Origin of the sequence: Burkholderia sp. IO2 (assembly GCF_029522185.1) — a bacterium.
In the GTDB taxonomy this organism is placed as follows: Bacteria; Pseudomonadota; Gammaproteobacteria; order Burkholderiales; family Burkholderiaceae; genus Burkholderia; species Burkholderia cenocepacia.
In genome coordinates this window covers 1-10,900 of sequence record NZ_JAKWFH010000107.1, presented here as the reverse complement: position 1 = coordinate 10,900, position 10,900 = coordinate 1, and the positions used below count along the sequence as shown (strand labels likewise).

The following is a 10,900-nucleotide window of genomic DNA, read 5'->3' as shown; positions in this document are numbered from 1 at the left end:
GCGAGTCGGTCCCACCCCTTCCCATCCCGAACAGGACCGTGAAACGACTCTACGCCGATGATAGTGCGGATTCCCGTGTGAAAGTAGGTAATCGTCAGGCTCCCTAAGCCAGAAACCCCCGCCCGAAAGGCGGGGGTTTTTGCATTGGCGTGCCAAAAAGCATGCGGCGAAGCGTTGCCAAGGCTACGTCCGCTGGCTCCGCCCCGCTGACGCAATCAATCGGAGCGCCGAGCCGCCAGTTCCACACTCGCTGTTCGTGCCGTCCGGCATCTCCCTCTGCCAACCGTACCCATCCCTCTTCGGTCGATTCCGGCTAATGCCACACATCCAGCGCCGATAGCTGTGATGGCCGGTGATGAGCGATGTTGATCGACGATGATCGATAAATACCGCTTCCTGACGAAGACCTCGCTTCATCTCTCGACGCTTCGGTGTGCCACATCAAATGCCTCACTCCGCGAGCGCAGCGCGAAATCGTCATAAAAAATCTATGCGCATAAAGTTCATTCGCCCGGCATGCTCGACAGAGCGGAGAGCAAGCCCTTCGGGGTAATATCGCCGTTCGTCCCGATTCGCCGGTGCGTGTCTGCATCCCCGGCGGTCGGCGTCTTTGGCCTTCCGTCTCCTGCATCGTTCATGACAGACAGCCCCGCCCAAAGTGGTCGGACGACCGACTTCTTGCCGTATCTCGTCGCCGCGACGTTCTTCATGGAGTACCTCGACACGACCGTGATCGCGACTGCGCTGCCGCAAATGGCCAGCTCGTTCGGCGTCGGACCGAATGCGCTGAGTCTCGGGATGACGGCGTACATGCTGGCGCTGGCGGTGTTCATTCCGATCAGCGGCTGGATCGCGGACCGCTATGGTTCGCGTACCGTCTTCGCGAGTGCGATCGTCGTCTTTACCGGCGCGTCGGTGCTGTGCGGGCTGTCCGAAGGGGTGATGTCGTTCACGGCTGCGCGGCTGCTGCAGGGTGTCGGCGGGGCAATGATGGTGCCGGTCGGCCGGATGATCGTCGTGCGCAGTACCGAGAAGGCGAGACTGATGCGCGCGATCGCGACGATCACGTGGCCGGGCATCGTCGCGCCCGTCGTCGGGCCGCCGATCGGCGGCTTCATCACGACCTACGCGTCATGGCGATGGATCTTCCTGTTGAACGTCCCGTTCGGTCTTGCCGCACTCGTTTGTACCTGGCTGATCGTCCGGAATACGCGGGCCGACGAGCAACGGCCGCTCGACTGGGTCGGCTTCGTACTGGCCGGTGGCGCATTGACGTGCCTGCTGATCGGCACGGAAGCGGCCGGACAGCAGGATGTCGACTTCACGCGCGCGGGTGTCCTGGTGGGCGCAAGCGTGCTGTTCGGCATCGCCGCGTGGCTGCATGCGCGACACAGCGCGCATCCGCTGCTCGATTTCACGACGCTGAAGGTGCCGACGTTCTCGGTGACGGTGATCACCGGTTCGATCACGCGGATGGCGATCAACGCCGTCCCGTACCTGCTGCCGCTGCTGTTCCAGATCGGCTTCGGGCTGTCGCCGTTTCAGTCAGGCCTGCTGCTGCTCGCGAGCGCGCTCGGCAATCTCGGGATGAAGGCGGGGACATCGTGGATCCTCGACCGTTACGGCTTTCGGCGTGTCGCGCTCGTCGACGTGACGATCGTCGGCATCTTCACGATCGCATGCGGCTGGCTCACCGCGTCGACGCCGTTGGCGATCACGCTGTTCGTCGTATTCGTCTACGGGCTCACGCGGTCGATGCAGTTCACGACGCTCGCGACGCTGGCTTATGCGGATATCCCGTCTCACCAGACGAGCGCGGCCAGCACGCTGTGGAGCGCCGCGCAGCAGATGACGATCGGGATGGGGATCGCATTTGGCGCATTGTCGCTGCGGCTAGCGGCATTGGTGCGCGGCGATGCGGCCGGCATGCACTACGTGCTTGACGATTTCCGCTGGGCGTTCGTCGCGGCGGGCGTGCTCGCGCTGCTGACGTTGCCGGGCTATGCACGGCTGGCTTCCAATGCTGGCGACCGGCTGCGGGCCAACATAGCGCGAGGATAGGCCCGAGTGCAAATCGAATTGGCGGTGCAACCAGTGAGTGCGCTTGTTTTTCGGCGCTTACCCGAGGTGCCGATTCGTCCCGGTGGCGATCGCTTGACGATCAGCGTAACCGGTTTGCCGTCACCGCGGGCGAATGGGCCTTCCGGGCAACCATGCTGGACCGTCGCGCTCTCCGGACAATGACGTGCGGTGCCGGAACGAGCATCAAGGCCGAATGCGATATGCGGACGACAGTAGCGCCGTCGTCCCGATTCCCGCTACTGCGCATCATGGAAGATGATGCCGATCGTGTGGCGATGGCCGCTTCGAATCCGGCTGACGCCGTGGCGCAAGTTGACGCGATAGACGCCGCGGGTTCCCTGCACCGGCCGGCCGTGCACCGCGAAGATCACGGCGTCGCCTTGTGTCAGCGGCACCACTTCCGCACGCGACTGCATGCGCGGGCGCTGTTCCGTCAACACGAACTCCCCACCACTGAAATCGCGGCCCGGCGCCGACAGCAGGATCGCGACCTGCAGCGGAAACACGTGCTCGCCGTACAGGTCCTGATGGAGGCAGTTGTAGTCGTCGGCGCCGTATTGGAGGATCAGCGGCGTCGGTCGCGTCTGTCCCGCCGCATGGCAGCGATCGAGGAACGTCGCATGCTCCTTCGGATAACGAACGTCGACTCCGAGTGCCTGGTTCCAGCGATTAGCGATCGGCGCGAGATGCGGGTAGAGCGTCGCGCGCAGCTCGGCGATGACCGCAGGCAACGGATACGCGAAATACTTGTATTCGCCGCGGCCGAAGCCGTGCCGGGCCATCACGACACGTGAACGATAGAGTGCATCGTACGGATAGAGCGACGCGAGTGCATCGCACTCGCTTGCCGACACCAGGCCCGGTACGCGCGCGCATCCGTAGCGATCGAGTTCGCCCTCGACCGTCGGCCAGTCGAGGGCGTCGACGCGTTGCGCGATGTCCAGCGATTCGACGGCAGGTTGCAGATCGGCAATGTTCACGGGCGTACCTCTGGGCATCGGCGGTGTGGGGCCGTGCAGTCGCGCACGGTCGAGTCCACGATGGAAGTTGATGAACCCAGTCTAGCGGCGTCCATGCGCCGGTACGCTCCAGATCTTGCGCTTTAATTCGGATGATGAAACAGCGAAAAGCGGGCTGCGGCATCGGCACACTGAATGTGGTGAGGTACCAGAGAGGTGGCGGAGGAGAAGGAGAAGCGGAGAGGTAGCGAAACGCCAGATCCAACCTATCGCGGCGGATGGCCGGCTCCCGCCCGCCACCCGCCGCGTCCACAAATCAGGCCAGCGACCGGAACAACCAGTAAAGCCCCGCCGCGAGCGCGATCGATGCCGGCAGCGTCAGCACCCACGCGAGAACGAGGCTGCGCACCGTGCTCCATTGCAGCCCGGAGCCGTTCGCCGCCATCGTGCCCGCGACGCCCGACGACAGCACGTGAGTCGTCGACACGGGCAGCCCGTACATGTCGGCGGCGCCGATCGTCAGCATCGCGACGAGTTCGGCCGATGCGCCTTGTCCGTAGGTCAGATGCTGCTTGCCGATTTTTTCGCCGACGGTCACGACGATGCGCTTCCAGCCGACCATCGTGCCGAGGCCCAGCGCGATCGCGACGGCGACCTTCACCCACGTCGGAATGAACTTGGTCGCGTGATCGAGCTGCTTGCGGTAGTTGTCGATCGCGAGCTTGTCGGCGGCGGCGAACGCGGGTTGCCCCGACTTCTCGATCAGGCGAATGGCCTCGGACACGAGGTACATCGTGTTGCGCACGTTGTCGACGTCGCGTTGCGGCACGGCCGCCATCGAGCCCGACGCGCCGACGGCGGTCGCGAGCGACGTGGACAGCTGCGCGACGGCCGGCAGCACGGCGGGTGTCAGTTCACGGTGCTGCACGTAATGTTCGACATCGGCACGCGGGTTCGCGGACGGCGCGATGCCGTTCGTGTACTTCCCGAACGTCGCAGCCGCCTGGTTCGCGACCGCCACGAAGGTCTGCGATTCGGCGGGCGTGACGGCCTTGTTCAGCGCATACGCGGTCGGCACCGTGCCGATCAGGATCAGCATGATGAGCCCCATCCCTTTCTGCCCGTCGTTCGACCCGTGGGCGAACGACACGCCGGTGCAGGTGAGGATCAGCAGGCAGCGAATCCAGAACGGCGGCGGCTGATCCTTCGGCGGCTCCTTGTACAGCTCCGGAATCCGCACGAGCGCCTTCAGCACGAGCAGCAGCAGCGACGCGCACAGGAAGCCGACGATCGGCGAGAGCAGCAGCGACTTGCCGACCCCGAGCGCCTGGCCCCAGTCGACGCCGCTCGTGCCGGACGGCCCATGCATCAGCTGGTTCATCAGCCCGACGCCGATGATCGACCCGATCAGCGTATGCGAGCTCGACGACGGCAGCCCGAAATACCAGGTCGCGAGGTTCCACACGATCGCGGCGATCAGCAGCGCGAACACCATCGCGAAGCCCGAGCCGCTGCCGACCTGCAGGATCAGCTCGACCGGCAGCAACTGCAGGATGCCGAACGCGACGGCGCCGCTCGAGACCATCACGCCAAGGAAGTTCCACATGCCCGACCAGATCACCGCGACGTTCGGCGTCAGCGAGTGCGTATAGATCACGGTCGCGACCGCATTCGCGGTGTCGTGGAAGCCGTTGACGAATTCGAAGCCCAGCGCGATCAGCAGGGCGGCGCCGAGCAGCAGGTACGGGAACAGCGTCCCTTCGCGGACCGGCGCCAGATCGGCGACCAGGTGGGTGGCGATATAGACGGCGCCGAGCACGAGCACCAGCAGGAAGGCGGCATAGCCGACCTGCCGGGTGCGCGCGACGGAGCCCGGATTGTTCGGGGCGGACGAAGCAGGTTGATTCATGACGGCATCTCGTAAGGGAACCGCGTCCGATCCTAGCTGCGGCTAGCAGTCAGTTTGATGACAGTCGGGACGACGAACGGTGTGTCTTACGGGGATGTAAGGCGAGTGGCGGCATGCGAGGCAGCGAGTCGCGTCGATCACTCACATAGTGAACACGACAGCGGCTTACGCGCCGGTATCGCGCTGCTCATCATCCGTCGCCGCCAACGTCCAGCCGGCCGGCGACGCGACGAACGTCGTGCACGACAGCGGCGCAACGTCGAGACGCGCGGCCGCGGCGTGGTCCATCCGCAGCACATGCGCGATGGCCGCGCGGACGATCGGCGCATGCGTGATCGCGATGACGTCGCGCTCGCGCGGCAACCCGTCGAACCACGTGCCGACCCGACGTGCGGCGGCGTCGAACGATTCGCCGCGATGCGGCGACGCGGACGGCGTGCCGATCCACGTGGCAAGTTCGTCAGGCAGATCGCGTGCGAGATCGTGCAGCCGCTTGCCTCGCCAGTCGCCGTAGTCGATGTCGCGCAGCGCGTCGTCGATGTCGGCGTGCAGCCCGAGTGCGTCGGCGGTCTGCGTTGCGCAGCGTGCCGGGCTGCACAGCACGAGCGAGCCGGCGATGGCCGTCCACCGGCCGTGCAGCGCGGCGGCTTCGGCAAGCCCGCGCGCGTCGAGCGGATCGTCGTCGGGAAACGTGCCGGTGCGCATCGCGCGGGTCGAGGCGTGCGCGATCAGGCGCAGCGAGGCATGCAGGTTCATGTCGGTGGTCGGATGATCCGGAGCGGGGCGCGCTTGCCCATCTGTCGTCGCTTCAATACGCGAACGTTCGCGCGTACAATTCGCCCGATACGAAGCGCGGAAGCCGGTGCAATTCCGGCGCGGTCGCGCCACTGTAACCGGGGAATCGATGATCCCGGAAGCCAGACCTGCCTTCGTACCCATCCATCATTTGTCGGGGCGCGATTCCCCTGAGGTGCATCCATGAGCGAAGCAGTGCTGAAGCCGGCGGTCGTGCCGGCACCCATCCCCGTCCGTGAGCTGTTGCCGTGGGCCGTGTTCGTCGGCCTGATCCTGCTGCTCGCACTCTATTTCGTCGGTGCGGAACAGGGCGCGACGTCGCTCGTGCCGGGCATGTATGTCCACGAATTCGTCCACGACGGCCGCCATCTGCTCGGCTTTCCCTGCCACTGACGCGGAGTAAAAGATGGTCGGAAAGCTGCTCATGCGCGGGATGCTCGCAGGCATCGCCGCGGGCCTCCTCACGTTCGGTTTCGCGAAAGTCGTCGGCGAACCGCAAGTCGATCAGGCGATCGCCCTCGAAGAGAAAACCGCCGCCGCCCAAGGCGAGGCACCGGAGCCGGAACTGGTCAGCCGCCACACGCAGGCCGGCCTCGGGCTACTGACGGGCGTCGTGACCTACGGCGCGGCATTCGGCGGGCTGTTCTCGCTGGTCTTCGCGTATGCGTACGGACGCGGCAGCCGCCTGCCGGCACGGCCGCTGGCCGCCTGGCTCGCGCTGGCGGCGTTCGTCGCGCTCGTGATCGTGCCGAACCTCAAGTACCCGGCCAATCCGCCGTCGGTCGGCGACCCCGATACGATCGGGTATCGCACGGGTCTGTTCTTCCTGATGATCGCGATCTCGGTCGCAACGATGGTGTTCTCGGTCAGCGTGCGCCGCCATCTGGTGGCGAAGCTCGGGCAGTGGAACGCGTCGATCGTCGCCGGGCTCGTGTTTGTCGCGATCATCGCGGCCGTGCAGATCGGGCTGCCGTCGGTCAGCGAGTTGCCGGCCGATTTCCCGGCGGCCTTGCTGTGGAAGTTCCGCGTGGCGGCCATCGGCATGCAGGTGATCATGTGGACGACGATCGGCCTGCTGTTCGGTGCGTGGGTCGAACGCGGCGAACGCACCGGCACCGGCGTTCGCGCCGCCTGACGCGCGGGCCGGGCGGGCGCGCCTAGCGCAGCATGCGCGGCGCGCTCCACGTCGATTCGCGCGCCAGCGCGACGAACGCGGCCAGATAGTCGATCGCGGCATCCGCTTCGCGGATGCCGAGGAAGATCTGTTTCGCGATGCCGTTCTTGCCGAGCTTGACCGGCACGACCGGCATCCGGTCCGCATACTCGTCGGCGAGCCACCGCGGCAGCGCGGCCACGCCGCGCCCGCTCGCGACCATCTGCAGCATGATGTCGGTCGTCTCGATCGACTTGTGCCGCCTCGGCACGATGCCGGCCGGCGTCAGGAACTGGTTGTAGATGTCGAGCCGGTCGGTTTCGACCGGGTACGTGATCAGGATCTCGTCGGTCAGTTGCTCGGGCGTCACGTAGTCGGCATTCGCGAACCGGTGCGAATCCGCGACCACCAGCACCTGTTCGTAGTCGAACACGGGATCGAAGCGCAGCCCCGGCTTGTTCAGCGGATCGGGCGTCACGAGCACGTCGATGTCGTAACCGAACAGCGCGCCGATGCCGCCGAACTGGAAGCGCTGCTTCACGTCCACGTCGACGTCGGGCCAGCGCGACAGGTACGGCGACACGACCTTTAGCAGCCACTGGTAGCACGGATGGCACTCCATCCCGATACGCAGCGTGCCGCGCTCGCCCTTCGCGTACTGCTTCATCCGTTCCTCGGCGAGCTCGAACTGCGGCAGCAGCCGGTTCGCCAGCTTCAGCAGATACTGCCCGCCCTGCGTGAGCCGCAGGCCGCGGCCTTCGCGGTCCCAGATCGGCGTGCCGAGCTGCTGCTCGATTTTCCTGACGGTATGACTGAGGGCCGACTGCGTGAGGTGCAGCGCATGGGCCGCCGCGGTCAGCGAGCCCTGGCGCTCGACTTCACGAATGACGACGAGATGGAATCGTTCCAGCATGGCTTGCGCACACCCGACGAATACATGAAGAATGTTAATGGATGAATGAAATAATGCCATTTTATTTCATGGTTTGAAATCCCTATGATGGCTGCCGGATCTTCATTTTTCTCTGGACGGCAGCTTCATGGTCACGACACACAACCTCGGTTTTCCGCGCATCGGCGCGAAGCGCGAACTCAAGTTCGGTCTCGAACGCTACTGGAAGGGCGAATCGTCGCGCGACGAACTGAAGGCGCTCGGCGCCGAACTGCGCCGGCGCCACTGGCACGACCAGCGCGACCTCGATCTCGCGCCGATCGGCGATTTCGCGTTCTATGACCAGGTGCTCGACATGAGCTTCACGCTCGGCAACCTGCCGAAGCGCGTGCAGGATTTCCACGGCGATGCGCTCGACAACGCTTTCCGCGTCGCGCGCGGCCGGTCGGCGCAGTCGGCGGAGGCGCATGCCGCGTGCTGCGGCGGGGTCGCGGCCGGCGAAATGACGAAGTGGTTCGACACGAACTATCACTACATCGTGCCGGAGTTCCATGCGGACACGAACTTCTCGCTCGATCCGTCGCGTCTGCTGCAGCAACTGGCCGAAGCGAACGCGCAGGGCGTGAATGCGAAGCCGGTGATTCTGGGCCCCGTCACGTACCTGTGGCTCGGCAAGGCGAAGGACGATTCCGATCGCCTCGCGCTGTTGCCGAAGCTGCTGCCCGTGTACGGCGCGCTGCTCGACACGCTGACCGCGCAGGGCGTCGAATGGGTGCAGATCGACGAGCCGATTCTCGTCACCGAGCTCGATGCCGAATGGCGCCACGCGTTCCGCACCGCGTACGCGGCACTGGAAACGCGCCGTATCAAGCTGCTGCTCGCCACGTATTTCGGCCAGCTTCAGGACAACCTGACGCTCGCGGCGTCGCTGCCGGTCGACGGCCTGCATATCGACGCGATCAACGCACGTGACGAAGTCGACGCGCTGGTGCGTGAGCTGCCGCCCGAACGCGTGCTGTCGATCGGCGCGATCAATGGCCGCAACATCTGGAAGACGGACCTGAACGCGACGCTCGACTGGCTCGAGCCGCTCGCGAAGCAACTGGGCGACCGGCTGTGGCTTGCGCCGTCGTGCTCGCTGCTGCACGTGCCGGTCGATCTCGCGAACGAGGCGAAGCTCGACGCCGAAATCCGCTCATGGCTCGCGTTCGCGCTGCAGAAGCTCGACGAGCTGAAGATGCTCGCGACCGCCCTGAACGAAGGCCGCGACAAGGTGGCCGACGCGCTCGCCGCGAATGCCGCCGCGATCGAGTCGCGCCGCCGCTCGCCGCGCGTGAACAATCCGGCGGTGAAGGCCGCGATCGCCCGCATCGACGCGCGGCTCGGCAACCGCGCGAGCCCGTATGCGCAGCGTGCGTCGAAGCAGTCGGCGCGCCTGAACCTGCCGGCGTTCCCGACGACGACGATCGGCTCGTTCCCGCAGACCGCCGAAATCCGCCAGGCGCGCAGCCGGTTCAAGGCCGGCACGCTGGACGAAGCCGGCTATCGCACGGCGATGCAGGCCGAGATCGAACGCAGCGTCCGCGAACAGGAATCGCTCGAGCTCGACGTGCTCGTGCACGGCGAAGCCGAGCGCAACGACATGGTCGAATACTTCGGCGAACAACTCGACGGCTACGCGTTCAGCCAGTTCGGCTGGGTGCAGTCGTACGGTTCGCGCTGCGTGAAGCCGCCGATCCTGTTCGGCGACATCAGCCGCCCGAAGGCGATGACGGTCGAGTGGATCACCTACGCGCAGTCGCTGACGAACAAGCCGATGAAGGGGATGCTGACCGGCCCCGTGACGATCCTGAACTGGTCGTTCGTGCGCGACGACCAGCCGCGCTCGGTGTCGTGCTACCAGCTTGCGCTGGCGATCCGCGACGAAGTGCTCGATCTCGAGCAGGCCGGCGTGCGCGTGATCCAGATCGACGAAGCGGCGCTGCGCGAAGGGTTGCCGCTGCGCCGCGCGCAGTGGAGCGAATACCTGAAGTGGGCGGTCGAGTCGTTCCGCATCACCGCGAATGGCGTGCAGGACGATACGCAGATCCACACGCACATGTGCTATTCGGAGTTCAACGACATCATCGCGTCGATCGCCGACATGGACGCGGATGTGATCACGATCGAGACGTCGCGCTCGGACATGGAGCTGCTCGATGCATTTGACGACTTCAAGTATCCGAACGAAATCGGGCCGGGCGTGTACGACATCCATTCGCCGAACATCCCGACGCAGGATCACATCGTCGGCCTGATGAGGAAGGCGGCCGAACGGATTCCGGCGGAACGCCTGTGGGTGAACCCGGATTGCGGGCTGAAGACGCGTCAGTGGGGGGAAGTGATTCCGGCGCTGACGAACATGGTCGCGGCTGCGAAGACGCTGCGCAATCAGGTGCGGTAGCCACGCGGCAAGCACCGTGCGGCACCGTCGCGATCAACGATCGCGACGGCAAAAAAAAGCGGCCCGCAGATGAACTGACCCCACGAAGTTGGACGGTTAAAATCTAAGCGGCCAAGGGCTGAGTCCTGTATTGCACGGGACTCAGCCCATTTAATTTCAGCTTGATGCGTTCGTGGTTGTAGTAGTGAATGTAGCGGCTCAACGCATCTCGCAACTGCTCCACGCTGGCAAAGCGCGTCAGCCGATAGCACTCGGATTTCAGCGTGCCGAAGAAGCTCTCCATGGCTGCGTTATCAAGGCAGTTGCCTCTGCGCGACATGCTCTGGGTGAGCGCATGCTGCTTCAACAGCCGACGGTAGGCGGGCATCTGATACTGGGCGGATTCAACCGGTCGTCGCAACACTAAATTGTTGAACAGATTTCAGGTACTCGTCGAGAGCTTCGGCCGGCGTCTTCCAGCCGAGCGCTTTCCGGGGCCTGGTATTCAATGTATTTGCAACGGCTTGAATCTCTCGAGCGCTCCACCGGGATAGGTCGGTGCCCTTTGGGAAGTATTGTCGTAGAAGGCCGTTCGTGTTTTCGTTCGTGCCACGCTGCCATGGGCTGTGCGGGTCCGCGAAGAAGACCTTCACGCCGGATTCGATCGTGAAGCGAGCGTGATCGGACA

At 65.0% G+C, this 10,900-nt stretch carries 9 protein-coding genes, 1 rRNA gene, 1 pseudogene and 1 riboswitch; of the genes and pseudogenes, 5 read left to right on the top strand and 6 right to left on the bottom strand.

The genetic code is table 11. The annotated features are described in order from the left end of the window. Positions 1-100 (top strand): 5S ribosomal RNA (gene rrf, locus MMB92_RS34440); the annotation flags it as partial. Positions 101-636: 536 nt separating this feature from the next. Next, on the top strand, positions 637-2,061 hold the full coding sequence (locus MMB92_RS34435; protein WP_012493569.1) for a DHA2 family efflux MFS transporter permease subunit: 1,425 nt from the start codon (positions 637-639) through the stop codon (positions 2,059-2,061). A 257-nt stretch (positions 2,062-2,318) separates the two neighbouring features. On the opposite strand, the gene MMB92_RS34430 is transcribed toward MMB92_RS34435, so the two are convergent. The 3 genes from MMB92_RS34430 to MMB92_RS34420 all read right to left on the bottom strand — a co-directional run bounded on the left by MMB92_RS34430 (position 2,319) and on the right by MMB92_RS34420 (position 5,706). Beyond that, a complete protein-coding gene (locus MMB92_RS34430) occupies positions 2,319-3,080 on the bottom strand; it encodes a 2OG-Fe(II) oxygenase (RefSeq protein ID WP_012493568.1) in 762 nt (253 codons plus the stop codon). Positions 3,081-3,357: 277 nt separating this feature from the next. Continuing rightward, entirely contained in the window at positions 3,358-4,950 is a 1,593-nt protein-coding gene (locus MMB92_RS34425) for an inorganic phosphate transporter (RefSeq protein ID WP_006488499.1), read from the bottom strand. Between the two features lie 165 nt (positions 4,951-5,115). Further along, positions 5,116-5,706 (bottom strand): histidine phosphatase family protein, encoded by a 591-nt coding sequence (locus MMB92_RS34420; RefSeq protein WP_012493567.1) that lies wholly within the window; start codon positions 5,704-5,706, stop codon positions 5,116-5,118. A 46-nt stretch (positions 5,707-5,752) separates the two neighbouring features. After that, a riboswitch (cobalamin riboswitch) is annotated at positions 5,753-5,896 on the top strand. 32 nt (positions 5,897-5,928) lie between these two features. Between MMB92_RS34420 and MMB92_RS34415 the strand changes: the two genes are divergently transcribed. Next, on the top strand, positions 5,929-6,138 hold the full coding sequence (locus MMB92_RS34415; protein WP_006488502.1) for a CbtB-domain containing protein: 210 nt from the start codon (positions 5,929-5,931) through the stop codon (positions 6,136-6,138). A gap of 13 nt (positions 6,139-6,151) precedes the next feature. Continuing rightward, positions 6,152-6,880: a CbtA family protein gene (locus MMB92_RS34410; RefSeq protein ID WP_043204817.1), complete on the top strand. Its 729-nt coding sequence runs from the start codon at positions 6,152-6,154 to the stop codon at positions 6,878-6,880. Between the two features lie 22 nt (positions 6,881-6,902). On the opposite strand, the gene MMB92_RS34405 is transcribed toward MMB92_RS34410, so the two are convergent. Next, positions 6,903-7,811, bottom strand: a complete 909-nt coding sequence (locus MMB92_RS34405; protein ID WP_059720899.1) for a LysR family transcriptional regulator — start codon at positions 7,809-7,811, stop codon at positions 6,903-6,905. 127 nt (positions 7,812-7,938) lie between these two features. On the opposite strand from MMB92_RS34405, the gene metE reads away from it, so the two are divergent. Beyond that, the gene (gene metE / locus MMB92_RS34400) at positions 7,939-10,233 is read left to right on the top strand and encodes a 5-methyltetrahydropteroyltriglutamate--homocysteine S-methyltransferase (RefSeq protein WP_084751918.1); all 2,295 of its coding nucleotides are present in this window, start codon (positions 7,939-7,941) and stop codon (positions 10,231-10,233) included. Positions 10,234-10,336: 103 nt separating this feature from the next. Here metE and MMB92_RS34395 read toward each other — a convergent pair. Together MMB92_RS34395 and MMB92_RS34390 are read right to left on the bottom strand one after the other, a co-directional pair. Continuing rightward, positions 10,337-10,609, bottom strand: a pseudogene (locus MMB92_RS34395) (IS3 family transposase); the annotation flags it as partial. A gap of 7 nt (positions 10,610-10,616) precedes the next feature. Next, positions 10,617-10,900 (bottom strand): IS30 family transposase (locus tag MMB92_RS34390; RefSeq protein ID WP_277562941.1); only part of this gene is annotated, 284 nt, incomplete at its 5' end.

Bases quoted from the DNA above. Each gene is read 5' to 3' on its own strand.
- MMB92_RS34435 (WP_012493569.1), top strand. From the start codon at position 637: ATGACAGACAGCCCCGCCCAAAGTGGTCGGACGACCGACTTCTTGCCG.
- MMB92_RS34430 (WP_012493568.1), bottom strand. From the start codon at position 3,080: ATGCCCAGAGGTACGCCCGTGAACATTGCCGATCTGCAACCTGCCGTC.
- MMB92_RS34425 (WP_006488499.1), bottom strand. From the start codon at position 4,950: ATGAATCAACCTGCTTCGTCCGCCCCGAACAATCCGGGCTCCGTCGCG.
- MMB92_RS34420 (WP_012493567.1), bottom strand. From the start codon at position 5,706: ATGAACCTGCATGCCTCGCTGCGCCTGATCGCGCACGCCTCGACCCGC.
- MMB92_RS34415 (WP_006488502.1), top strand. From the start codon at position 5,929: ATGAGCGAAGCAGTGCTGAAGCCGGCGGTCGTGCCGGCACCCATCCCC.
- MMB92_RS34410 (WP_043204817.1), top strand. From the start codon at position 6,152: ATGGTCGGAAAGCTGCTCATGCGCGGGATGCTCGCAGGCATCGCCGCG.
- MMB92_RS34405 (WP_059720899.1), bottom strand. From the start codon at position 7,811: ATGCTGGAACGATTCCATCTCGTCGTCATTCGTGAAGTCGAGCGCCAG.
- metE (WP_084751918.1), top strand. From the start codon at position 7,939: ATGGTCACGACACACAACCTCGGTTTTCCGCGCATCGGCGCGAAGCGC.